A 24,985-nucleotide genomic window follows, 5' to 3' on the forward strand; every position below is an offset into this window, starting at 1 on the left:
AAACCTATGGCAATTACTGTTTCAGTTGGTTCCGGAAAAGGCGGCACGGGGAAAAGCATGGTTCTGGCAAATCTGGCCTTGCTGCTCGCCAGGGAAGGCAGACGCGTATGTGTGGTCGATCTTGATGTCGGCGGGGCAAACGCGCATATATTCTTCGGTCTTTTTGAACCACAATACAGCCTAACCGACTTTCTCACCCGCAAAGTCGACAACTTAAATGATGTTGCTTATTGCCTCGATGCCTTTTACGATCTCAAGCTCATACCCGGCACGGGAGATACCCTGCAGAGCGCCAACATGAGTTATCAGGAGAAAATGAGACTGCTTAGAGGAATAAAGGCAATTGATGCCGATATTGTTCTGATAGATGTCGGTGCGGGAACAAATTACCACTCCCTTGATTTTTTTATGGCGGCCGATCTGCAGATCTGCATTACCATGCCGGAACCCACGGCAATTATGGATTTTTACAGGTTTATCCAACTGGCCACTCTGCGCAAAGCCCTCACCAGTTTTCTCTCCCAGAGTGAGGTCAGCAAAACCCTGAAGCAGCACAATTTCCAGACAATCACGGAAGTATTTGAGCTGGCGGAGGAAATAGAGGAAGGTTCCCGCGGGAAAATCCAGGATGAACTCCAGTCATTCCATCCTCTTCTCATTATCAATAAAGTCGTCCCGGGCTCCAAGCTCAACAGTTTGAAATTAAAAAAAATGGCCTCGAAATATCTGGGAATCTATCTTCCTGAACTGGGTGAGATTCCCGCCGATGCACTTGTGGGTGAATCCCTCCAGGCCTATATGCCGATCTGCGAATATTCTCCGAAAGCCGACGCCTCGCTGGCGCTTCTGGTAATATGGCAGAAATTGACAAAAATTATCGATCTCTGCAAGAAGTAACAGCGGCTGACGTCACTGCCCGGTCAAAGCCTCGAGCCGCTTTCGAAAATGGCGCAGCATCGAAGCGGCACCGCCCTGAAAGAAATAGTCACTATGTGCACTACCATTCCCTTGCACATTGGTCAGGGCAGTTTTGACGATATTGAACTCATAGATCATGCCTCCTGAAAGCTTGACCTGCTCCGGCAGAGCCGCGGCGGGGTAAACCTGTGCAGAAGTTCCAATCACCATGAGCAGATCGCAATGATGAAGAAGGTCATTGATTTCTTCATAGCAACGCACGTCTTCTCCGAAGAGCACCACATCGGGTTTTAGAATATGCCCACACCACCGGCAGCGCGGCAGACTGTTGTCCTCCAGCAATGATGCCGCAGGCTTACTGGTATCACCGCAGTTGAGGCACTGGAGATAACGGTGATTCCCATGAATCTCCAGAACATTTTCGCTACCGCTTTCCTGATGGAGATTATCTATATTCTGGGTTATAACACCGCGAAGAAAACCTTTTCTTTCCAGATCCGACAGGACCAGATGGGCGTGATTGGGCTTTTTCCCGAGAAGACCCCGGCCCAAAGCCCGGAAAAGTTTCCAGGACTTCTCTGGATTACGTCGAAAAACGGCGATGCTGCCATACTCTTCAGGCGGATATCTGGACCACAAGCCTCCGGGACTGCGAAAATCATCAATGCCGCTCTCCACGGAAACTCCCGCGCCGGTCAAGGCTACGGCCTTTTTGGCTTTGATGAAACAGTCAACGGCTTCATCGCAAAAGTTCTTCTCTGAAGATGTAATTATTTTCATACACGGAATACCGATATTTAGTTACAGGCGTCTTTTACTCACGATATCTTGTTCAATCCTCAGCGAATCGGGCTAAAACAGAAAAGAGCTCAGCCTTAATTCGCGCATGATTGTTATGAAGCAATCAAATGATGATCTCGTAAAAAGTCATCGAAGTTGCCGAGATGGACTCTCTCTCAATCTCCAGCCACATCGTTGTATCGTGCTGTTTACGAGTTTTTCAATCAATGACGATTGCGCAGGATGCGCATGCTCAGGACTCCAATTCCCGACAGTGCCAGGCCGACACAGAACAGCAGATAACCAAGCGGTGCCCCCTCACCCAATCCCCACAGGTTTTTAGTCTTCATAAAAAAGATAAGCCCGATACCGCTGAAAACAGCCAGTCCTCCAATAATATAAACGACGATGGAGACGGCCGATAAAATAATCACCTTGTCCATTTCCCACCCTGAAATCTCAGGACTGACAGAACGAGCCGACAGTCCTGATAATCATTGGCCACTAGAGATGTTGTCCACCTGCAACGAAGGCATAAAACATCAGCAAAAGCAGGATAATACCGACGAAAAGGGCCAGAAAACCAAAGCCTTTGATAAAGAAATCGTAGGCTATTCCGCTTGGCTTTTCTTTGATGTATCGATCCAAGATGCCCATTTCTTCGTAGCGTTTCCACTGATCCGTCCGTTCTTCGATAAACTCCTCCTTACTTATCTCACCGTTGAAGATGACAAAATCCATGGGAAACTTCTCAGGCCGCATATGAGTATTGAAAAAATGAATGGTAAAGATAAAGCCGGTTGCCAACAGGGCTTCATCCGAATGAACAATGGTTGCCACATTAAGCGCCCAGCCGGGCAGAACGGTTGCGAAGTACTCTGGAAACCAGAGCATCAGTCCTGAACCTCCAATAACGAACATACCCCAGAAGACGGCGAAGAAGTCAAATTTTTCCCAATATGTCCAACGCTCAAAGCTGGGTTTGGGACCGAGAAAGAAAAACCAGCGAAACATAGCGGAAATGTCGCGAACATCACGCATATTCGGGAACAGGGATTCCGGTCCGAAAAGCCGCTCCAGGAATTCAGCCGGTGAACGCAGCCCGCTAAAAAGAAATTTAGTGCTCATCACCAGAGCGCTGAAGAAGTAAAGGAAGGTGATAATTACCCCGACCCGGTGGAGAAGTGCCGCATTGGCAGCCCCACCAAAAAATCCCATCAGCAGCGGCGCCCACTCCTGTCCCGCGAACTTGAGGGGGATTCCGGTCAACGCCAGCAGCAGAAAACTGATGATCACCAGCAAATGCAGAAATATATGAATGCTCCTAAAGCGGCGATACATTTTGTGTGCTCCTGCTATCACAGGTGCCCGTCCGGTCGCCAGCAACCGTTTTTTCTCCCGATTCTCGACAAAACCACGAAACATCCAGAGCAGAGTATGAATCCAGAACACCGCAAAGGTGGCAACCAGCAGGGTGGTCATGCCGACATAGGTATAGTAGAGGATAGGATATTGCTCCCTGTTGGTCATATCGCCATGGGCATGAAATTTGACAAACTGCGCCGACGAGTTGGGATGGCACTGGCCGCAGGTAGTTATCAGATTATCAGGATGTAAACTCGACTCAGGATTTTCCTCGGCCAGAATTGCATGGGAAGTGTGGCAATCCGAACAACCGGCTACCTGCTCCGGATAACCAAGCATATAGTTCTTTCCATGATAGCTGTTCAAATATGTAGCAACGGCAACGGTGGGAACACCATTACGCTCCATCATGTCTTCATCGGCATGGCATTTCAGGCAGACATCGGTATGGAAATCCCGGGACTCAGGGTGTTCCAGCTCGTCGAATCCCTTAACCAGGTGGAGATTGTGGCAATCCATACAGGAGGCGGAATCGCTATTATCCGCCTGAACCGCCGTGCCGTGAACGGATTCTTCGTAAACTTCGAGAATTTCATCATGGCACTCGCCACATTTAGCCGCGGCAATGCTCTTGTCTCCCTGCCATGGGGTCACGGTATGAATATCGCTGTGACAGGTTGAACAATCAATTCCGTTGAGTTGGTGCACACTCGCGTAGTGTTGCGCTGTTACTTCCTTATGGCAGCGGACACACTCGACTGGCTCCGGCATAAGTTCGCCTTCCATATGGGCTTCTTCATCAATCAAATCGGCATGGCAGGAGACACAGCCATTAGGTCCATGAACAGAAGCTGTGAATTCTTCGGCGGAAACCACATCTTCGTGACACATCAGGCAGGTTTCGACCGAGGCTGGAACAGCGGCGACCCCAAAGGAAGGCAAACTCCAGAGCAAAAGTGCAAGAAGTGCATAACGGAACGGAACCTTAGGCATAGGGAATCTCCTTGGAAAGGTTTTTTAAATCACTCACTCCAAACGGGAAAACCACAATAAAGCACTCTTTGAGCAGCATTGTAGCTGCAAAAAGTCAGCCGAAATAAAGAAAAGACTTTTCTACGCCGCCTGCCACACCTTAACAGCCATCCCCCTTGCTCTGAGTTCTGAAGGGACATCAAACGATCGAGTTCATGGAGATTGACTCAGAGCTGAAGAACAACAAAAATCATTGTTACCTCAACCTATTAACTTATACAGAGAGTGATAGTCAATCGAAAAAAAAATTGCATAGGCAACAGATAACTCGGCTTTTCCATCCTCCCCACAAAAGTGGTATAATTCGACAGGCGTTGAGAAATGCTACCACTAAGATCAGTTACTTTACGGAAATGCTTTGTTATTTCAGGAAGGCACCCGGACTGCTCAAAACTGGAAATATCTCGAACACGCGTTATGTTGATGATCTCCTAAAAAGTCATCCAGACTGTCGAGTCCATCTATGTAGTTTTTCTACTGAGACGAGATTACATAGATTTTGCATAATATGTGCACGATGGTATACTTTTAGTTTAGATAATATTTTTATTTTGAAATGAATTGTGCCACATGGTAGTATCTGGTCTGTTTTTACTCAACAAAACGGGTGTAATTGATTACATCGTATTCCGGTTGGTCAACGCATAAATTGATAATTAATACAGTGAGGACAAAATATGGCGGAGAAAATACCTGAATCACCTGATCAGTCGGAAAAGCAAAAATACCGGGACGAGCTCCCCCTGCTCGACAAATTTGGTCTTTCCGTGCAAACACCGCTTGGCCTTATCGGAATTGCCCTGACCACCATCTGTTTTTTGCTGACCCTGCTCGGCATGGTTCTGCATGCGACAGGGTTGATGGAAAACGCCTATGCAGCGATAGTAACTTTTCTGGTATTTCCCGCAGGTGCGGTCCTGGGTCTTTTGCTCATCCCCGTTTCCGCTTATTTCCGCCGCAAGAAATGGTTTGGCGACAGCATTAACAAACCAAATCTCATCATTGACTTCGGCAAGAAAAAACATCGGCAGATGGTCATTCTTGTAATCGTACTCTCTTTGGTAAATATAGGAATTTTTTCCCTGGTAATATATCAGGCCTATCATTTCACCGAGTCGGACTATTTCTGCGGAGTTGTCTGTCACTCTGTCATGGAGCCCGAATATACAGCATATCAGCGTTCCCCTCATGCTAAAGTAGGCTGCGTCTCCTGCCATATAGGCTCCGGTGCCGAATGGTACGTCAAGGCAAAATTATCAGGACTTCGCCAGGTTAATGCTACTATTACAGGAGATTACAACACTCCTATTCCGGCACCCGTTGAACATCTTCGACCGGCTCGTGATACCTGTGAAGAATGCCACTGGCCTGAGAAGTTTCACGGCAAGATGGTAAAGGAATTCGTAAGCTTTTCCAATGATGATCAGCAGGATCCCTTGATCGATGAAGTCGCGCTGCATATAGGCGGGAGGAATCCCATCACTGAAAGATTCGAGGGAATCCACTGGCATGTTTCCGACAACGTCAAAGTTGAATATGAATCTCTCAATGAGAAACGGACAGAGATAGGCAGGGTGAAAGTCACGAGACCATCGGGGATCACGGAAGAATTCTCCAGGGGTGACACGGAACCCTCGGAAAATCAGGATGTGGAGTGGCGTACCATGGACTGTATCGACTGCCATAATCGACCGGCGCATATCTACGATAATCTTGAGGAGACGGTGGACTTTGGATTGCAGAGTGAACAAATTGAACCGTCGATAGAGGGTATTCGCGAAGACAGCATCACTGTACTGCAGGCAGACTACGTTTCAAGGGCTGAGGCCAGGGAGCAGATTATAGAAAACCTGCTCTTACTACAGGCTGAGCGTAACGGTTCCGATTTTGTCACTGATAATCGCCAGGCTCTTCTTGATTCCGGAGCATATCTTCTCAAGTCCTATCTTGGCAATATCTGGCCAAGAATGGATATAACATGGGGCACCTACAAATCACACCTTGGCCATCAGTTTGAAGATGAAGGATATGGATGTTTTCGCTGTCACAATGAGGAGCATGAAACGGAGTTTGGGAAAACTATATCCCAAAGCTGCGATCTCTGTCATGACTATCCGGAGTAAACAGCTGTAATGGACACGTAAAGAAACAAGGCTGCCGCGGGAGAGAAGAACACCACGGCAGTCTCTTTATTCCTGTCTACTCTGCCTGTGTTTTTTCGGCGGCCCATTGCCCCAGAGATTCCCTGGGGTTAAAGCGGGAATGCTTATGCAGTTCCTGAAAAAGTTTGCGCTCTTCCTCGGTAGGCTCACTGGGAACGTGGACCTCTATGACCACTAACAGATCTCCGGCTCCGCCATGTTTATGAGGCAAACCTTTACCCCTGACTCTTAATTTCCTGCCGGTGCGGCATCCCTTGGGAATGGAGAGATGTATCTTGCCTTTGATGGTTTCAACTGTAATTTTTGCTCCCAAGACAGCTTCCCAGGGTGAGACCGGCACTGTCGTTAGAAGATCGTACTCCCGCAGCGTGAACCGGGGATCCGGCCGCACCTTAATCTGCAAAAGCAGATCACCCGCTGGACCACCTCCCACGCCCTTTTCTCCTTTACCGGCAAGCCGGATAACCGATCCGTCTTTCAGCCCCCTTGGCATTTTTAACTGAACCGTATGTTCTACCGGCCGCAGTGTTCTGCCCGAACGCTCCATGGAACTCCAGCTTATGTTTTTTGCCGCACCATGGATGAGTTCATCCAGGCTCACCTCCAGCTCAGCCTCGACCGTCCTTCCCGTTGAGCGGTAAGCCCTGCTTTGCTGGCTTCCGCCAAATATGTTGGAGAAAATATCTTCGTATTCTTCTCGACCAAAAGGATCCCCCCTCTGGGCATCTCTGAAGCCGCCGCCATATTCCCTCCACTGATTCTGTGATGCCCAATCTTCGGATGGTTCGGCTTGGCGTCCGGCCTCCTGCCATCTGGCTCCGTAACGATCATAGAGTTTCCGCTTTTCCGGGTCGGATAGAACGCTTTGAGCCTCATTGATTTTCTTAAAGAGATCCTCCCCACCTTTTTCCTTATTCACATCCGGATGGTATTTTCTCGCAAGCTTACGATAAGCCTTTTGTATTTCCTCCTTGGTGGCCGAGCGGGAAACACCTAATAATTTATAATAATCTTGCGAATTCGACATAAGCAGATGAACCCGGTTGTTTTTCTACTTTTTCATCACCACCCGTTGCCTAAAAAAAATAAGACAGCGCCATCGTTCTGTCAAAACATTACCATCTAAAAATAATTCATGTTTTTAGTTATTTAAGCTATCACTGGCACTCTCCGGCAAAAACTGCCAAAGTCGTGCTTCATCTCATCACATATCTAACCCGATACCTGAGGATGTTTGAATCCTTTGCATCGACCTTTACCTTCCAGGATACGGTTGTTGCATTTTCTTTCTGGTGACTCAGTGTTTCTTCCAGTATCTCCCAGTCACCGGGAAGATTTTCCTTTACGTTTACAACAACCGGCTGATCCTTTCCATTCTTCAGGGTGATTTCGTAACCACTTTCGAAAACTCTGCTTTGATCGTTTTCGCCCTTAATGATAGTAAAATCTGTCTGAATTCTATCGGCGGTAACATCAAAGGATCGGCCGAGCTGAATTTCGATGAGTTCGTTTTCAGGTGTATGGTCGATACCATCTTCACCAATGAACTGCGCAAAACCGGAACTATCCTGCTTATAAACCCTCACCGTTCCGGCTGGTTTTGGTGAACCGAAGTTCGATTCAGCATCGTTTTTGATCTGCAGGAAAATCTCGACACCTACATCTTTTTCTATTTGACCGATTCTGGACCAGTAATAATTTTGATTAGGAGACTCCAGCACCATTTCCTTGGAAACAACACCATTCTCCCGAAGCAGGGATATCTGTTTAGACTGATTAGCCAGAAGCGAGGTCATCCGCTCGATGGTATAGAGGTGATACTCAAACATGGATTCGCGTCGCATCTCCTTATTGTTTTCAGCGCGACGCGGCTGGGCCATATCGGCGGCAGCAAATGACATCATCTCCCTTTGCGGCTCCGCTCTATGCACTTCACCCGCTATAAGCTGCAGCTCGGCATCTCTGTAATCGATACCGCTGTTGTTGATCACAGTCACCCACCCCTGCAGGTCGACTCTGTCCTCGGCCTCGTTAAGCTCAGCCACATAGTCGGCTTTCCACGACAAGCCCTCAGTAAGATACGAAAGCTCGACTTGCTCCAGAGTTACCCCATCACCGTCCAGCAACATTGTAAGAGTTGGTTTATCCCGTAAGGTCTCGGGAATTCCAGGATAAAGAATACGGCCGTCGATATCCGTCTCAATATGATCCTCCACCTGCAACACCACACCATTTACGTTGCTTAAGATGACAGCTTTTACATGGTATTCCTCACCGGTTTTCTCATTCTTCCGGACAATTGTTACCTCACTGCCGACGTATTTCTGCAATAATGCCTGCGGAGAGAGTAAATCAAATTCATAATTCTGCTCGATTACATTCAGACCTTCGCCTTTCAGGACTGCCGTAGCCGGCAGAATCTTTGGGCTTATCCCTTCAAAAGACAGTCTCTTTTCCCCGTCAAGCAACTCAACCCTGCGCACATCCCTGATAAGCGCCAGATTGGAGCTATAAACAGTCAAACTGAGTGCCTTCTGATCATCGCTTGTGCTTACCATGGCAGCAGCATCGCACAACAACAGAGATACTACAAAGAGGGGCAGATACACCAGAACTCGACATAACATAATTTTTCTCCTGATTGGACCCTATGTGCTAATTTCCTTCTTCCAAATAAGAGCAGTACATCCCTCAAAACCTGTCCTTCTCATAAAAACGATAGTTATTTTTACCCATATTCTTTGCCTGATACATTGCGTTATCGCTTTTTTTCAAAAGTTCCGAGGAGCTCACACTATCCTCCGGACACATGGCCACTCCTATGCTGGCGGTGACCAGGAACCGCTTTCCTTCCACCTCAAATGGCAAGGAAAAGGCATCCAATACCCTCTTCACAATAGGTTTTACATCCTCACGCCCCTGCAGTTCAGAGAGAATTAAGAGAAACTCATCTCCGCCGAAGCGTGCTGCCGTGTCACAGTCCCGTAGACAGCCATGAAATCGCTCCGCGGCTCTTTTCAAAACATAATCCCCGCATTCGTGCCCCAAGGTATCATTTATCTGCTTGAAATTATCAAGGTCGACAAAAAGCAGAGCCACCGCATCTCCTCTCCTATGCCCCTGAAGTATCGCGTGCTTCAGCCGATCCATAGCCAGCATCCTATTGGGCAACCCGGTCAGGCTATCATAATTTGCCTGCTTCAACAACTGCTCTTCATACACCTTTTGTTGTGAGATATCCTCCTTGATTGCCAGATAACCGACCGGCCGATCATCCTCATCTTTGATGGGAGAAAAGGAGACAAGCTCCCAGAAGAGTTCTCCGTTTTTTCGCTTATTACATATTTCTCCTTTCCACACACCTCCGGAATGAGCAACCTGCCACATTTGCCGATAGGTTTGATCGGAAGTCAGACCCGATTGAATAAATTTTGGATTCTGACCGACTGCTTCTGCAGAGGTATATCCGGTTACCTCGACAAACCGCGGGTTCACATACGCTATGTTTCCTTCAAGGTTGCAGATTATCACGGATATCGGGCTCTGTTCAATAGCCTGCGACATCTTCTTCAGGCTTTGATTACTCCCCTTCAGTGCGGTGGTTCGCTCCTGTACTTTGTCTTCAAGAGTATGGGTCAGCTCGCCTAATCGATATTGGTTGCGCAGCATGATGACAAAGAGAGCCGCGCCGGAGAGAAATATTGCCGACACCAAAAAGATAGTGAGTCTGCCGGTAATTTTGAAGGAGTGGCGATTTTTCTCATGGAGTAGCATATAGGACTCTGAAGCGTTCCCGGCAACCTCGGAAAAACTCTGTACGACGGGATCGAGATGAGCAAGAATTTCATCCCGCCCTTCATTATCTCCGGGTAAAAATCGAGACAATAATCGGTCAATATTCGGGAGCATTTTTTCACATAGTCGCAGAGCTTCATCTGCACCCTCCAACTGGAGATAGTTTTTCTCCAGCAGGTTTTCCGTGTCCATGTCCTCAATGCGGCTCCTGAAAACCTCAAAGCTACGACGTACATCATTGAGATCTATCATCCCGGAATTTATCGAATACAGAAAGAGATGATACCTGAAATTTCTGGCTTCACGATCTATTTTATTGGCGATCTTGACACTTTCGCCGTGTATCTCCATTCTCTGCAGGGCCAGTTTTTTGTCCAGATCATGCAGAAGATATACCAGACTCAGCACTGCCGCCAAAGCTATAAGCATCAGCCCAATGACGGGAATCGTTAATTTCCGGCTGGCCTCCATACTTACCCTGTCTCTTTGAGTTGAATACTTTAATCCAGCTCTGCTGGGTTAAGTGATTTGCTCCTGTAAAACAGGAAATACTTTTAAAATACTCAAATTACCACCCAGGCTCTTATCCGTACCATTGGGTGCCATGAGCACTGGAGCCGCCGGGCTGTTTTTTTCATTTTTGCGGGATATTTTCCAGACAGAAGTCACAGACTCAAGATCGCGTTATCGAAACCTGACTTATAGTGTGGCAGGGGATTTAACGATCAGGTTTCGATGCTCCGGTTAAGCTGACTGCTTGCCGACAAATTGATGCTCGTTTGAAGGCTTTGCAAAAGCATCTTTTTTTTTTGCCGTCTTTCTGAGGATTCGATATCACCCTCCCGCTTGTTTAACCTTGTAGCCAAGCTGAGATATAACATCTGCGAGAACGATCCTGTGATCCCCCTGTATCTCTATAACTCCTTCTTTGACGGTGCCGCCCGAGCCGCATTTCTTTTTCAGCTGTTTGGCGAGGTTATTCAATTCCTTCCCGGCCAGCGGAAGACCTGTTATAACAGATACGCCGCTTCCTTTGCGTCCTTTAGTCTGCCTGCTTATTCTAATAATGGAATCTCCCGCCGGCCCGCTTTTCATGGTGCTGCAGCAGCATTTCTTCATGGGGTGTCCGCAACCCGGACAAATCCTGCCACCATCTGTTGAGTACATTACTCCTGTTTTCTCTGCTTTCTTCATTCCTTCTCTTTATGCCTTTAATATTATAAATATGTCGGTTTAGCCCCATGGCAGCAACCAGTTAACTTCTTCCACACTTGTTCTTGAGATTGTCGGCTGTACTGATTTCAATATAGGATGCTCCCTGCTGCGGCCCGAAACTTCCGGCAAGGACGATGATTAAGTCATCTCCGGCAAAAAGCTTGCCGTCAACGAGACGGCAAATCGATTTTCTCAAGGGGTCGTCCGAGATAGGATCCATTAGTGTGTAATCGGCATACACTCCGTAGGAAAGAGAGAGTTGCCGCATCACCTGTTTGTCATAGACCAGTGCACGAATGATGTTCGACCCTCTATAGGCTGAAAGGGCAAGTATAGTTTTACCGCTGAGTGAATCAGCGACAATACCTTTGGTGTCCAGTCTCAAGGAAGCTTTTACCGCCGCTTTGGCAAGATACGCAGTGACTCTGTTTTCATGGCTGTAGGGGATGTCGATATACCTGTTACTTTTGCCCTCCACTTCTTTTATAATCTTTGCCATTGTTCTGACCGCTACTTCCGGATACTTCCCATTGGCGGTTTCTCCGGAAAGCATCAAGGCATCGGCATGATCGAGACAGGCATTGGCTACATCGGAAACCTCGGCCCTGGTCGGTCGTGGCGACTCTATCATGGAATGCAGCATCTGTGTGGCGACAATTACCGGCCTGCGTCGAATTATGCAGGTTTCAATGATTTTCTTCTGGATTAGAGGTATCTGTTCGGTGGGTATTTCAACAGCAAGATCACCGCGTGCGATCATTATGCCATAGGCTTGATCGAGTATTTCATCGATGTTCTTTACTCCGTCGGCATTTTCGATTTTTGCAATTATCTTGATGGAAGACTTTTCCTCATCAAGAATTTCCTGCACCGCGATCACATCCTCTCTGTTGCGGACAAAAGAGTGGGCAATAAAGTCGAGGTCGTTAACGGCTGCAAAACGTATAAAGTCTATGTCTTTTTTACTGAGGGCCGGAAGTTTAACGTGAACAGATGGAATATTAATGCTTTTTCTCGGCCAAATAACACCGTCATTTTCCACAAGACAGTGCAGAACCCCTTCGCTTTTTCCGGTAACGACAAGTGCTACGTGCCCGTCATCAATAAGAATGGAACTTCCTACCGGAACATCATCTACAAAATTTTGGTAAGAGACGAAAATAAGATCGCCCTGCGAGCGCTCACCGGGCGCCCCTTTAATCCGTATGGTATCTCCGAATTTAACGGATAAAGGCATAAGTGCGTCTTCAGTCCGAATTTCAGGGCCTTTGGTATCCACAAGAATGCCGATTTTATCAGAAACCTGACGTGTGGCTTTGACAACGTGGAACGCATCTTCATGGGTCATATGCGCGGTATTGAGACGAACAACGCTCATTCCTGCCTGGTAGAGTTTTTCCAGAAATGGCACGGAACAGTTCAAACTGGAAATTGTAGCAACAATCTTTGTATTATTGGGCATGAGTGAACCTTGTGATGGTGTTCTCTTAAAATCAAATGAAAAAAACCGATACCACAGATTTCTTCGCTCCTCTAACCCGGACAGAGCCTCCGACCACCTTCCATTGAAAAAAATATCATCAAATATCTAGAATATGATATACATGTTCGGTCGCGGTGCAATAACCATATAGGCAGCATCATTTTCGCACGAGGATTTTTTTTGTTATGTTTCAGAATACCACAATGAGCATGGTTAAAACATTCAAGAATTTTATCATGAAGGCTGGTGCTAAAGAAATTTCCCAGACAGTGTTCCGCTCGGCAGGCTATATGAGAGATGATATGAAAGAAATCTCATCGCTTCTGCAGGAGTCCACCGGCGACGTCCAGCTTATTTACTCTGCAGTGGAACAGCTCACCGGAACGGTTTCCGAGATTTCAGAAACATCTGGAAAGGCACATCTCAATACCACAAACGCCAGAAAGAAAATGGAGCTGCTGGAAGAGGATGTACACAAACAGGGAGCCGCCAGCCTCCGCGGTTAATGAAATCGCCGGCTCACTTTCCAGTGCCTTTGAAAAACTTGAATACTCAAACACAAAAGTATCGAAAGCATCCGAACATTCGGACGAGATGGCCCGAATGGCAAATTCCGTTACCGATTCAATCATTGAAGTCGATCAGGCGATGAGTTCCATTATCAAGACCTCCGAGACTCTTAAAAAACTGGCCGAAGATTCGGCGGCAACTTCCAGGCAGTTCCGCACGGTTTAATCTGTTGACGGCGTCTTTCAAAGATGGATCTTTTGTTTAAGGATCTTTTAAAACCGGGCCCGACTATGATACAACAAAACAAGGTCTCTAAAAAAAGACTGCATCCACCAATGGTTGGGCTAGCGCCTGCACCATTTTTCAGAGTTTTTATATTTAAAATTACTCTCAAAATGCTGACTGAAAAATAATTAAGGAGACAATATGAGTTTTTGCGTAAAAAATAATATCAGCTGGGTTGGTAAGATTGACTGGGAACTGCGCAAATTTCATGGAGATGAATACTCCACCCACAGAGGCTCTTCCTACAATTCCTACCTTATTCAAGAAGAAAAAGTCGCCTTAATCGACACCGTCTGGAATCCCTATGCCGACGAATTTGTCGAAAACCTGGCCCAAAAAATTGATCTGAAGAACATAGACTACGTCATCGCCAATCATGCTGAAAGCGACCACAGTGGTGCCCTGCCGGAACTGATGCGTCATATTCCTGAAGTTCCTGTTTATTGCACCAAAAACGGGGTTAAATCACTGCAGGGGCTCTATCACCAGGATTGGAATTTTCACGTTGTCAAAACCGGGGATAAGCTCAGCCTCGGCAGCAAAGAGCTCATTTTCGTGGAGGCACCCATGCTGCATTGGCCGGACAGCATGTTCTGCTACCTTACCGGAGATGAAGTCCTTTTCAGTAATGACGCCTTCGGCCAGCATTATGCTACGGAATTCATGTTCAACGACTTGGTTGATCAGGCTGAACTCTTCCAGGAATGCATAAAATACTATGCTAATATTTTGACTCCTTTCAGCCCTATGGTCACCAAGAAAATACAGGAGGTTCTGGGTTTCAACCTGCCTCTGGATATGATCTGCACAAGTCACGGCATTATCTGGCGAGATAATCCTGGCCAGATAGTTGAAAAATATCTGCAATGGGCAAACAGCTATCAGGAGAACCAGATTACTTTGCTGTACGATACCATGTGGGAGAGTACCCGGGTAATGGCCGAGCAGATTGCTGCGGGCATAAGAGAAAGCGATAACCAGGTAACGGTCAAACTTTACAATCTGGCGAAAACCGATAAAAACGACGTCATCACCGAGATTTTTAGATCAAAGGCGGTTCTGTTTGGATCACCGACCATCAATAATGGCATCCTTGTCTCCGTAGCGGGCGTACTTGAAGAAGTGCAGGGTTTGAAATTCAAAAAGAAAAAGGCCGGCGCCTTCGGCAGTTACGGCTGGAGTGGTGAATCAGTCAAAATACTCTCCGGAAAGCTCGCCCAGTCTGGACTGGATGTAGTTGATGAGGGACTGCGACTGCTTTGGGCTCCAGACCAGGAAAGCATGCAGCGGTGCAGGGAGTATGGCAAGGCTTTCGCGGAAAAACTGTAACTGTCACTGCAGACTGCATGACCATCATAGAAAAAACATCACCTGCGCGATCCGGTGGCGGGTGATGTTTTCTTCAAGCAATTATTCCGACAATTTCTTCTGCGTTTCTCAGGGCTCTTTTTCCTTCCCCTCTTCTGCTACAGCTTCAAGAACATTTGCAAGTTCTTCAAAGCTGGAAATGACTTCTTCCGTATCTTCGCCGATAGCCGCCTCAATATCATCAAGAGCGACATCCGGGTTCAACGAAGCCGTCAAAGGACTTGTTGCCATCACCACAAAATCACCCTGCTCTTCGGCATCCAGGGCAACTCTCTGCGTTGAACGCCACAAGGCAAATAGGGTCAGAGATGTCAGCATCATTCCGACGCTGCCATAAAACGCCTGGGGACCGAATATATCCATGGCCAAAGCGGTTACTGGCGGGCCTGCCGTCGCCCCCAGCGAACTGAGAAGCACCAGGGTGCCGCTTGCCGCCACCATCTGGGTCGGAGTGAGATAATCATTGATATGAACTCCGCAGAGAGCATAGAGTGGAAGAGAAAATCCCCCTACCACGGCAACTGCAGGAAGGAAGAAAATCTCATTGCCGGATAATCCCATGCTCAGAAAAGAGAAAACAGCACCACTGGCACTGCATAACAAGATAATTTTCCGTCGTCCGATGCGATCGGACAACCAGCCCAATGGATATTGAAAGACAAAACCGCCCAGGATCAATGCCGTCATAAAAAGAGAAACATCCCTGACCGACATGCCTCTGTCTGTGGCATACACTGCCCCCATGCCATAAATTGCTCCCATGGCCATGCCGACCACCACCATTCCGAAGACGCCCAAGGGAGAGACCCTATAGAGCCTCAGAATTCCGACATTCTCCATGACTTCAACATACGGCGCCCTGGTTGCTGAAAGGAGAATGGGAATCAGGGCAAGGCTTATCAGCAGGGAAACCACAACAAACAGTTCAAAACCGGTTGGTTCGGCAATATTGAGGAGCAGCTGTCCTCCTGCCATTCCACCAAGGGAAACCAGCATGTACAGACTTAAAATCTTGCCGCGGGAGGAGTTGTCTGCCGAATCATTGAGCCAGCTTTCCGCAACGATATAGAGACCGGAATAGGCAAAGCCCGTAACTATCCGCATAGCCCACCACACCCAGGGATCAACAAATATAGCCTGAACAAGAATAGAGGTGGACGCCAGTGAGGCAAGTGCTCCAAAGGTACGAATATGGCCGACCTGGCCAACCATTTTGGGAACAAAGTTGCAACCGAAGATAAGTCCGAGAAAATATCCCGACATCATCATCCCTGTGATGATCGTACCGAAATTCTCCAATGAGGCACGTACACCCAGAAGAGTTCCCTGAAGACCGTTTCCCAGCATGATAAGCCCCATCCCCAGGAACAGGCTCCAGCAATTAGATATGACACTTTGCATTTTACAGCGATACCTCAAAAGAAAGAAATTCTAGCTCCACCTTATGCCTCTCTCGGCTCAGAAAGTCAATGCTTTTACAGCTGTCGGCTTCGCAAAAAAAGCGCAAGAAATACCGCACCGGCAACCTCTATATCATCCGGTTTCTGGTCACAATCTTGCATGCAAGTCATGATAATGCCTGAACATAGTCCACAACATGCCTTTACCGGGAGAATGATATGACACTTAAGCTACGACCGATATTTTTCCTCTTAATGCTGTGCTGGTTGACTGGAGGGTCGCCATCGGCAGGCGCGGCATACAACAATGCGAATTCTGCCGCCAGGGAAATGGGTGAATCAGCAGACGCTGACCGGGAAAAAAATCTTCTTCAGCAGATCAATCAGGAACGATCCCGAAAAAATCTGCATCCTCTGGTTGTTGACAGCCGCTTAAGTGAGGCGGCATATTTTCACAGCCTCGATATGGCGCAGAATGATTTTTTCAGCCATCAGGGTTCTGACGGGTCAAATGCCGCCCAAAGGATCGAACAGCAAGGATATGATTGGCGTTTTGTAGCTGAAAACTTAAGCTGCGGCCTGGCAGAGCCTGCTCTGATCGTTCAGGAGTGGATGAACAGCCCTGAACACAGAAAAAACATCCTCCATCCGCAGGCTGAACATATCGGCATCGGCATTGTCGTTGCTGATACCAGAGAATGCAGTCCTTACTGGACAACCGATTTCGCTTCCGGACAGTGATTGACCGGCAACTTCCCCTAAATCAACGACACTGCATTACCGTGGTAAGATTATTTGCCGGACACCGTAGAGAGCAGCTTTTTAAATGGCATAAAATATGCAGTACCTTTAACTACATCGGAAGTTTCAGAAAGTATCAGGAAGTACCAAAACATTAACTTCAAAAAGAGGACTATCACAATGTTAGGATGGGCACTAGGTTTTTTTATAGTCGCGTTGGTCGCCGGCATTCTAGGCTTTGGCGGGATCGCCGGAGCCGCCGCCGAAATTGCTAAAATTATCTTCTTTATTTTTATTGTGCTGCTGGTCATCTCTTTAATAGCAGGAGCAGTTCGGGGAAGGCCTCCCAAAGTATAATATCTTGTTTTGCCGATGCCGCCAATGATCCCGGCAAAGCAGAAATATGCAGCGCATGCTCTACTGCACCTTTCACTCACAAGCAAACATCAAAAAGGAGAATAATATGAAAACACTGACAATTCGCGCATTGCTGCTAATCGCCTTAACCTTGTTCATCGGTTCGATCAGCGTTGGATGCAATACCATGGAAGGAATGGGGGAAGATATTCAGAGGGGCGGTGAAGAAATAGAAGATGCAGCTGATTAGACAAAACTTTTTCAACCAGGAGCCTGCAGGCTCCTGGACCATGTATCTTATTCACCGAGGCAATCGATTAATTTAGCCACACACATACGTTGATCCAGGAACTACAACTCGAAAGCTACAACCGGTTAGGTACGAGTGATAATTCATCTATACCGTAAAATGAGAATCCTTCGCCGATACCGAAAGCCTTGGGGAAGGTAAAGCATTCAGCAGCTCACTCAGAGAGAAAGGTTTGTAGAAGAAATTATCAGCTCCATTTTTAAGAGCTTCAGCTTTGTTTTCCTCCTTACAACTCCCGGTCATCATGATCAGAGTTGTCTCCGGAGCCACTTTCTTTGCATATCGGATAACATCTTGCCCATTGACTTTGCCCATTTTAAGATCAGTGATGACCGCATGAAAATACTCTCTTTCCAGCATCTCTACAGCCTCTTCACCGCTGAGGGCATTGGTCGCTTCAAATCCGTGATGTTGCAAGTAGGTGACAAGCAGCTTACAGATAATGCTATCATCATCAACAACTAATACTTTTATGGGGTTCATTCCTGAAATTCTCCCTTTTTTTGTATCATTCTCAGATTATACTCGTCTCTTCTCATGCCCGAAGGCTTCCTCTAGGCCAGATAAATAAATATCAAAGCAGGTATCCAATCAGTACCGCCGTCAGCAGAACGGCTATCAAGATCCAGAAGGTTACCCCAGCGGCATTTGCCTTGCCCTGGGCTGCAAGATTCTGCTTGGCCTCCTCATGAGTCCTCGATGGAGGCCGCAGAGTAGCGGCAAGCAACAAAAAAACAAGGACGACCAGCATAAGGCCCTGTGCCCAGTAGATCCCAAAGATCGGCGGGCCCACAGGTCTGAGCCACAGCCCTCCAACCCAGGCAAACAGGAAGAAGAGGGTAAACAACGGTATGATGCCGGGCAATTCTCGTGAACGAAAAACCGCCCCAAATACCATTGCAAATAAAAATCCCAGAATCATCGCGATAATGATATCACCAATCAGCATCTTTACTCCGCTCTGATTTTTTTCAACTTAAAACCTCTCTACCCTTAATAGCTGACTTGCAAGTCTTATTCCCAATCCTGGATCTGAAAAAAAAGGTCCATGCCTATACTCCACACTCACCTTTATCACAGCCGGGAATCCAAGCAGGTGGTGATGATTCTCTGCACATTTGCAGATGAAAGTATTACATCTCCCAGGGAGAAGATCTCGTCCAGCGTTTCAGGATTTGTCCAATCTGGCTGGATAAGACAATTACATTTTTGGCTTCACGACTGAGAAGCGGTATTGATTTTTCCTCAAAATTCATTCTCCCCGGCCCCCGTGATTGTCCTATCAGATTTCGGAGAAAAAATAGTCGAGATACTGCAGCCACGCGTTCATGACGACTTCGGAGCTTTCATGAAACTTCTGCATGACCCACACCGCCGAGCCCAGACCCGTCAGAATATGGGGATCGTAATGTCCGTTATAGTTTTCCAGTACACTTAAAATGACATATCTTGCCAGCAGCCCGCGCTTTTCTTCAGAAGACAGGCTCCCGGCGATCATAGGTATGAGTTGCTGCGTATCATGCCGGGAAAAAATAGTGAAAAAGTGCTCGAAGTCCGGTATATCGATAGCGACAACCTCATCGACCGGATGTATATTTTCCTCCTTTTCTCCCATCATTGCTGTCCACATGGCTAGCATATGGTTATACTCCTGCTGCTCAAGAAGATGACGGCTCCTTTCAATGGCATAGAGCGTTATGGTATGATGCAGAGGCACGAAGCCTGTCCCGCTCACTGCTTTGCGCAGCTTGGTAAAATATTCTCCGCGGTCATCCCCTGTCTTTGTACCAAGCAGCTCGGGCGTGGTATCAAAGCCTCCTTTACAGAAGTAGTCAGCAAGTAAAACCAGAGTCGGCCAGGGATTCTGGTCTTTGCGCCGCATCATTTCCTGGAGAATAAAGGCACTACAGGAAATGGAGTGCCCCAGGGATTGATCAAGGTAGCCACTACCCAGGAGTAAGAGCTTGCGGGAAAATTCCCGTGGGCCTGTCGCCATAAGGAATGCCGCCATTGTTGCTGCAGTTGCGGCACTGTCCCTGCTCGAAATTATTCTCACAACATCGTCAAAATAGGTGGTCGATACCACATCGACAGGTTTTTCAAGAGCAGGGAGTTTTTCTCTCCTGGTATATTCCTCCAGCTCAACTCCAACAAGAAGAGCCGACTCGGCAGGCGTCAAATATGCAGCGAGTTCCCTGTTTATGGAATACATCTTAGAGAGATGCGGATTAATAAAGGGAGGGTTGAGAACCTGCTGAACCACCGCATAAACGGCATCGTGAATACCCCACGGTTCCTCTTTGCCGCTGCGAAGAAGCGAAGCGTAGATTTCTCGCGTTGCAGTGATATCCGATTGTTCTATGGCGGCGTTCAATTCTCGTATCATAGGCGCCTCTGATTATTAAAGGACTTCGATGATTGTTCATTACCGCAAGGGTGCATATAAAGCTGGAGAAGCCGAGAAATGGATTTTGTTTGTACTTTTAATAGGATTTGTTTTATTTTGTGCTACTTCAGCTATTCTACAGGCAGGTAACTGGTTTTACAAACAGGAAATAAAAAATGTCCATTGGACAACCTGGTTTTTTCTTGCTCTGAAAACACCTTCTGTGTTCTATATGCATGTGCTGAAGCAAGATGCGCAAAAATCATGTTCCAACTTGTCCTTCGAAAAATCTATGTGATCCTGGTGCTATTATCTCCTGATCAATCGGCCGAACCGGGCAAATATTTAAACGTATTTATACTAACACCATGAACATTTCCAATCCGGACCTCGAACTGGCTGAAGAGTATATTCACGATACAGGATCTAATATTTTCCTCACCGGCAAGGCCGGAACCGGTAAAACGACTTTTCTCCACACCCTGAAGCAGAACTGTCCCAAGCGCCTGGTAATCACGGCACCCACTGGGGTTGCCGCCATCAATGCCGGAGGGGTTACTCTCCATTCATTCTTTCAACTGCCTTTCGGACCGTTTCTGCCCGGCAGTCAGAACTCCAGGAACCATTTCCGCTTCAGTAAGGAAAAACAGGGCATCATTAAGAGCCTCGATCTACTGGTGATCGACGAAATCAGCATGGTTCGGGCCGATCTTCTTGATGGTGTTGACAACGTTCTGCGCCGACTGCGTCGCAGCAGCTTGCCCTTCGGAGGCGTGCAGCTGCTGATGATCGGTGATCTCCATCAATTGCCGCCGGTGGTAAAGAACGAAGAATGGCGTCTCCTCCGCAACCACTACGCCTCGGCCTTTTTTTTCGGCAGCAATGCTCTTGCCTCAACCGAAATGGTGACTATCGAGCTTAAAAAGATATATCGCCAGCAAGACAGCAGTTTTATTGATATTCTCAACCAGGTCAGGAATAACTCTCTCGACGCTTCCTCCCTTGCAGCACTGAACTCCCGGGTCATTGCTGATTTTTCCGCTGAAGATGAGAGTGGCTGTATTACACTTTGTACCCATAATCGCAGTGCGGATGTGATCAACAGAACAAAGCTTGAGGAACTTCCGGGTAAACCCAGAACATTCGCAGCAGAGATCGAAGGCGAGTTCCCCGACCATACCTATCCGGCCGCAGAAGCCCTCACCCTGAAAAAAGGCGCGCAGGTAATGTTCATCCGCAACGATCTCTCCGCTGACAAGAGATATTTCAATGGAAAAATCGGCATAATAACCTCTGTCTCCCCCAGTACCATCCGGGTCAAATGTCCGGACGATCATGAAGAGATAGAGGTGGAACCGGCTACCTGGGAAAACATAGAGTACTCCCTCAACAAGGAGACCCAGGAGATAACCGAAAAAATAATCGGCACTTTCAATCAGCATCCCCTGCGGCTGGCCTGGGCCATCACCATTCACAAAAGCCAGGGGCTGACCTTCGACAAGGCAATGATCGATGCCCAGGCCGCTTTCGCTCACGGACAGGTGTATGTGGCCCTGAGCCGTTGCCGGACCCTTGAAGGGATGGTGCTTTCCACCCCATTATCGGCCAAAGTGATGAACATCGATCAGGCAGTTCTTCGTTTTGCCGATGAAGCCAGGAGCAACCCACCTACCCCGGCAGATCTCAGAACCGCTAAGACAAAGTACCAGCAGCGACTCATCCTGGAATGCTTCGACTTCGGGAGACTGCGATCATTACTGCGCCGTATGGTATCATTGATCCTTGGCAACCGGGGAAGTGTCCAGGTCTCGGGGATCAGCGATATTGCCGAACTGCTGCAAGTTAGCGAAGAAGCGGTCTTTACCATCGGCGGCAACTTCCAGAGACAGCTTCGCACCCTTTTCAATGAATCGGTTCTACCCGCCGAGGACCACATTATTCATGAACGGCTGACCAAGGCCTCAGCCTATTTCCAGGAAAAGATTACATTACTTGGCACACCGGTGAGCAGCCTCCAGGTGGATACCGACAGCAAGGAGCTGCGCAAAAAAATCCGTAATACTTTGCAACTCCTGGAGGAGGAAATCGGCGTCAAACTGGCCGCGGTCTCCTGCTGTAAGGATGGCTTTGATGCAACACGGTATTTTCGGGCGATTTCCTCCGCCGCCCTCGATACTCTGAAAAAACCCGCGAAGAAAGAAAAGTCAGCCGTACCCGCTTATACCGAGTCGGACATCAGCCATCCCGAGCTCTTTCAGATTCTCAAAGAATGGCGCAGCAGCAAGGCCGCAGAGGAAGGGGTTGCCAATTTCCAGGTGCTGCACCAGAAAACTCTCATCCAGATCGCCGTCAAACTGCCTGAATCTCTGCCCGCCCTGAAAAAGATCAAGGGTATCGGAGCCAAACTCGCTGAAAAATATGGTGGAGAACTCGTGGAGATGGTTGGCAGGTATCGTAGTGAGCACAACATTGAAGAAGTAGAACTGCCGCGACTCCTTCAGGTAGAAAAATCCTCCACACCTGAAAAAAGGGTTGTCGACACCCGAAAACTTACACTTGAATTATTTGAAAATGGTTTGACGCCACTGCTGATAGCCGAGCAGCGGGAACTGACACTGGCCACGATAGAGAGCCATATCGCTCATCTGATTGAAGAGGGAGAGATAGCCGCATCTGCACTGATTTCTGCTGAGAGGCTGGAGGAGTTGCAGGATCGCATTGCCGCAATGAGCGAGAAGCCACTGAAGGAAATTAAACGAAAACTGACCGTCGAGGCCACCTACGGTGAGATCCGGTTTGTCCAGGCCCATCTCAGACACCTGGCCTCATCCTCGGCATAAAAAAGAACTGTCAATAAGCCCAATAGAATTGTATAATCTTCTGTTTACAGAAGCATCGTATGAGGAAAAACAATGGAACTACCCGGATTGGAAATCATAGGTATGCTGCATTGCGATATCAAAGCCCCTGAGGATGCTCCTAAAAATTTCGATGAATCGGAAATCGTCGGAACCCTGGAAATCTATCCTCAGTATCAGGAAGGACTTGAAGGAATTGAGTCCGGACAGACTATCGTCGTTCTTTTCTGGCTTCACAAATCAAACCGGGATACTTTGAAGGTCTATCCGCGGGGAGATACCTCGAGGGGACTTCGTGGCGTTTTTGCCACCCGCAGCCCGGCGCGACCGAATCCTATAGCTGTTTCCGAACTGAAGGTCCTGTCAATCGATGAGAACTCCATCAAAGTATCGGGCCTGGATATCTTAAACGGCACCCCAATAATAGATATCAAGAAAAAGCTCAATGGATGACCACTGAGAGCAGAAGCAGGTATTCTACTATTTTCTTTGGTAATAATTGATCATGCCACCAGCTAAAACAACGACAAATGCCGGCAGGAAACGTGTTTCCTCGGGTATTCCTGAACTCGACACCTTTCTTGGCGACCTCTATATCGGCGATAACGTACTGTGGTACGAAGACGCCGGAAGCTTCTCCTCGGTTTTCTGTCTTAACTTCATCAGGGAATCGCTGGCCGAAAAGAAACCGCTGATTTATGTAACCTTCGATCGCTCTCCCAAAAATGTCGTTTCTTTTCTCGGTCCACTGGCGGAAAGCCAGAACCTGACCATTCTCGACTGTTTTACCAATGGCAAGGGGGACGGCTCGGAGGTTTTTGAGAAATTCTATGAAAAGGACGGCGCTCTCTGGCCCTATCACGTCATCAAGGTCAATGATCCTGCAACCCCATCAAATGTTGGTGAGGCAATATATGGCCTGCACGGCAATCTCTCCGGGGAGGTTCATTTCATCCTCGACAGCCTGACCGGCATGCAATCTCTCTGGGGAGGAGAAGAGCATGCGCTGGCATTCTATGCCAAAACCTGCCCCCGGCTGTATGAACTCGACACTATTGCGTACTGGTTGATCGAGAAGAAAGCTCACTCCAGCAGGCTAAAAGCCAATATTAACAAAATAGCTCAAGTTGCAATCGACCTCTCGGTATATCGCGGTAAATCTTCCCTGAAGATTCTCAAAGCAGAAAAACGCAACTCCAAATACCTCAATGAGCATCATAGGTTCCTGTGCGATAACATAGATATCGTCTTCGAAAGTCAGGGACAGATACAGGGCAAGTTTGATCTGGGTGCAAAGATAAAGAATATTCGACTGACAAGGGGCATCTCCCAAAAACATCTGGCAGATCTGACCGGGGTGACTCCCAGCACAATTTCCCAGGTGGAGAAAAATCTTATCTACCCTTCTCTGCCGGCACTGTTCCGCATGGCCGAGAGCCTTGCCGTGGAAGTTGGCGCTTTTTTCCGCGGCCATGGTCTTGAAGAGAATATGTATGTCTATCCCGCTGAAGGTAGATCACCAACTTCCTTAACTAATATAAGCGCCAATGACGCCGAGGCGCAATTACTGTTGCCGCTGGATGTCAATTCACCAATAGAAGCCGTTATGATTCGAATTCAGCCGGGCAAAAAGCTGTCCACTCACTTTTTCGCTCACAAAGGCGAGGAGTTCGGATATCTCCTGGCAGGCCGGTTGGAAATGACTATTGATCAGCGGTCATATGAAGTCAACGCCGGGGATACCATTTTTCTGAACAAAAACATACCCGGACAGTGGTACAATAGAGCGGAGACTCCAGCGGAACTTCTCTGGATAAAAATGATGACGTCGCGATAAGCACCCGTACGGGCATAGACCGACTTCGAGAAAGCCCGATCTCCGGCGTTGCAGGTTTTTGGCAGGCCTTCTACATACTACTTGTATAGTCGAAGACCTGCCAAAAACACGGCGCCTTGTATATCGAACTTTTTATCTAGCCTTCTGACATCGTGGCGGTTTTTACGAAATTATCAAAAATCA

Annotated in this window: 24 protein-coding genes; 12 read left to right on the forward strand and 12 right to left on the reverse strand. The window is 47.7% G+C overall.

All coding sequences use genetic code 11. From position 1 onward, the window contains the following. The first annotated feature begins 6 nt into the window (after positions 1–6). Complete coding sequence (locus JWG88_RS13385) at positions 7–897, forward strand: MinD/ParA family ATP-binding protein (protein WP_205234295.1); 891 nt, start codon at positions 7–9, stop codon at positions 895–897. Positions 898–909: 12 nt separating this feature from the next. Here the strand turns inward: JWG88_RS13385 and JWG88_RS13390 are convergent, their stop codons facing one another. From JWG88_RS13390 to JWG88_RS13400, 3 genes are all read right to left on the reverse strand, one after another. Then, on the reverse strand, positions 910–1,698 hold the full coding sequence (locus JWG88_RS13390; RefSeq protein WP_205234296.1) for an SIR2 family NAD-dependent protein deacylase: 789 nt from the start codon (positions 1,696–1,698) through the stop codon (positions 910–912). 224 nt (positions 1,699–1,922) lie between these two features. Next, positions 1,923–2,141, reverse strand: coding sequence for a hypothetical protein (locus JWG88_RS13395; protein ID WP_205234297.1), 219 nt, complete (start codon positions 2,139–2,141; stop codon positions 1,923–1,925). A 61-nt stretch (positions 2,142–2,202) separates the two neighbouring features. Continuing rightward, the gene (locus JWG88_RS13400) at positions 2,203–4,056 is read right to left on the reverse strand and encodes a cytochrome c3 family protein (protein ID WP_205234298.1); all 1,854 of its coding nucleotides are present in this window, start codon (positions 4,054–4,056) and stop codon (positions 2,203–2,205) included. Positions 4,057–4,772: 716 nt separating this feature from the next. On the opposite strand from JWG88_RS13400, the gene JWG88_RS13405 reads away from it, so the two are divergent. Further along, the gene (locus tag JWG88_RS13405; protein ID WP_205234299.1) at positions 4,773–6,218 is read left to right on the forward strand and encodes a cytochrome c3 family protein; all 1,446 of its coding nucleotides are present in this window, start codon (positions 4,773–4,775) and stop codon (positions 6,216–6,218) included. 76 nt (positions 6,219–6,294) lie between these two features. On the opposite strand, the gene JWG88_RS13410 is transcribed toward JWG88_RS13405, so the two are convergent. From JWG88_RS13410 to pyk, 5 genes are all read right to left on the reverse strand, one after another. Further along, entirely contained in the window at positions 6,295–7,284 is a 990-nt protein-coding gene (locus JWG88_RS13410; RefSeq protein ID WP_205234300.1) for a DnaJ C-terminal domain-containing protein, read from the reverse strand. Positions 7,285–7,453: 169 nt separating this feature from the next. Then, positions 7,454–8,884, reverse strand: coding sequence for a DUF4139 domain-containing protein (locus JWG88_RS13415; protein ID WP_205234301.1), 1,431 nt, complete (start codon positions 8,882–8,884; stop codon positions 7,454–7,456). Positions 8,885–8,948: 64 nt separating this feature from the next. Then, a complete protein-coding gene (locus JWG88_RS13420) occupies positions 8,949–10,523 on the reverse strand; it encodes a diguanylate cyclase domain-containing protein (protein WP_205234302.1) in 1,575 nt (524 codons plus the stop codon). 363 nt (positions 10,524–10,886) lie between these two features. Next, positions 10,887–11,246 carry a translation initiation factor Sui1 gene (locus JWG88_RS13425; RefSeq protein WP_205234303.1) on the reverse strand — a complete coding sequence of 120 codons (360 nt, stop codon included), beginning with the start codon at positions 11,244–11,246 and terminating at the stop codon, positions 10,887–10,889. A 61-nt stretch (positions 11,247–11,307) separates the two neighbouring features. Continuing rightward, positions 11,308–12,729, reverse strand: a complete 1,422-nt coding sequence (pyk, locus tag JWG88_RS13430; protein ID WP_205234304.1) for a pyruvate kinase — start codon at positions 12,727–12,729, stop codon at positions 11,308–11,310. A gap of 323 nt (positions 12,730–13,052) precedes the next feature. Here pyk and JWG88_RS13435 point away from each other — a divergent pair, with 323 nt between their 5' ends. From JWG88_RS13435 to JWG88_RS13440, 3 genes are all read left to right on the forward strand, one after another. Then, entirely contained in the window at positions 13,053–13,256 is a 204-nt protein-coding gene (locus tag JWG88_RS13435) for a hypothetical protein (RefSeq protein WP_205234305.1), read from the forward strand. A 97-nt stretch (positions 13,257–13,353) separates the two neighbouring features. Then, positions 13,354–13,485: a hypothetical protein gene (locus JWG88_RS21960; protein WP_306793105.1), complete on the forward strand. Its 132-nt coding sequence runs from the start codon at positions 13,354–13,356 to the stop codon at positions 13,483–13,485. Positions 13,486–13,686: 201 nt separating this feature from the next. Next, entirely contained in the window at positions 13,687–14,874 is a 1,188-nt protein-coding gene (locus tag JWG88_RS13440; RefSeq protein ID WP_205234306.1) for an anaerobic nitric oxide reductase flavorubredoxin, read from the forward strand. Positions 14,875–14,982: 108 nt separating this feature from the next. Here the strand turns inward: JWG88_RS13440 and JWG88_RS13445 are convergent, their stop codons facing one another. After that, positions 14,983–16,314, reverse strand: a complete 1,332-nt coding sequence (locus JWG88_RS13445) for an MFS transporter (RefSeq protein ID WP_205234307.1) — start codon at positions 16,312–16,314, stop codon at positions 14,983–14,985. A 218-nt stretch (positions 16,315–16,532) separates the two neighbouring features. Between JWG88_RS13445 and JWG88_RS13450 the strand changes: the two genes are divergently transcribed. From JWG88_RS13450 to JWG88_RS13460, 3 genes are all read left to right on the forward strand, one after another. Continuing rightward, the gene (locus JWG88_RS13450; protein ID WP_205234308.1) at positions 16,533–17,054 is read left to right on the forward strand and encodes a CAP domain-containing protein; all 522 of its coding nucleotides are present in this window, start codon (positions 16,533–16,535) and stop codon (positions 17,052–17,054) included. Positions 17,055–17,234: 180 nt separating this feature from the next. After that, positions 17,235–17,411, forward strand: coding sequence for a DUF1328 family protein (locus tag JWG88_RS13455; RefSeq protein ID WP_205234309.1), 177 nt, complete (start codon positions 17,235–17,237; stop codon positions 17,409–17,411). A 106-nt stretch (positions 17,412–17,517) separates the two neighbouring features. Next, on the forward strand, positions 17,518–17,661 hold the full coding sequence (locus tag JWG88_RS13460; RefSeq protein WP_205234310.1) for an entericidin A/B family lipoprotein: 144 nt from the start codon (positions 17,518–17,520) through the stop codon (positions 17,659–17,661). Between the two features lie 147 nt (positions 17,662–17,808). Here JWG88_RS13460 and JWG88_RS13465 read toward each other — a convergent pair whose 3' ends face one another. From JWG88_RS13465 to JWG88_RS13475, 3 genes are all read right to left on the reverse strand, one after another. Continuing rightward, on the reverse strand, positions 17,809–18,204 hold the full coding sequence (locus JWG88_RS13465; RefSeq protein ID WP_205234311.1) for a response regulator: 396 nt from the start codon (positions 18,202–18,204) through the stop codon (positions 17,809–17,811). 91 nt (positions 18,205–18,295) lie between these two features. After that, positions 18,296–18,670, reverse strand: coding sequence for a hypothetical protein (locus JWG88_RS13470; RefSeq protein ID WP_205234312.1), 375 nt, complete (start codon positions 18,668–18,670; stop codon positions 18,296–18,298). Between the two features lie 333 nt (positions 18,671–19,003). Continuing rightward, positions 19,004–20,107: a hypothetical protein gene (locus tag JWG88_RS13475; RefSeq protein ID WP_205234313.1), complete on the reverse strand. Its 1,104-nt coding sequence runs from the start codon at positions 20,105–20,107 to the stop codon at positions 19,004–19,006. A 28-nt stretch (positions 20,108–20,135) separates the two neighbouring features. On the opposite strand from JWG88_RS13475, the gene JWG88_RS13480 reads away from it, so the two are divergent. From JWG88_RS13480 to JWG88_RS13495, 4 genes are all read left to right on the forward strand, one after another. Next, positions 20,136–20,405, forward strand: a complete 270-nt coding sequence (locus JWG88_RS13480) for a hypothetical protein (RefSeq protein WP_205234314.1) — start codon at positions 20,136–20,138, stop codon at positions 20,403–20,405. Between the two features lie 70 nt (positions 20,406–20,475). After that, the gene (locus tag JWG88_RS13485) at positions 20,476–22,947 is read left to right on the forward strand and encodes a helix-turn-helix domain-containing protein (RefSeq protein WP_205234315.1); all 2,472 of its coding nucleotides are present in this window, start codon (positions 20,476–20,478) and stop codon (positions 22,945–22,947) included. Between the two features lie 72 nt (positions 22,948–23,019). After that, complete coding sequence (gene tsaA / locus JWG88_RS13490; RefSeq protein WP_205234316.1) at positions 23,020–23,418, forward strand: tRNA (N6-threonylcarbamoyladenosine(37)-N6)-methyltransferase TrmO; 399 nt, start codon at positions 23,020–23,022, stop codon at positions 23,416–23,418. 52 nt (positions 23,419–23,470) lie between these two features. After that, on the forward strand, positions 23,471–24,802 hold the full coding sequence (locus tag JWG88_RS13495; RefSeq protein ID WP_205234317.1) for a cupin domain-containing protein: 1,332 nt from the start codon (positions 23,471–23,473) through the stop codon (positions 24,800–24,802). Positions 24,803–24,985: the final 183 nt, after the last annotated feature.

The sequence above is a fragment of the Desulfopila inferna genome, from assembly GCF_016919005.1.
Taxonomy (GTDB): domain Bacteria; phylum Desulfobacterota; class Desulfobulbia; order Desulfobulbales; family Desulfocapsaceae; genus Desulfopila_A; species Desulfopila_A inferna.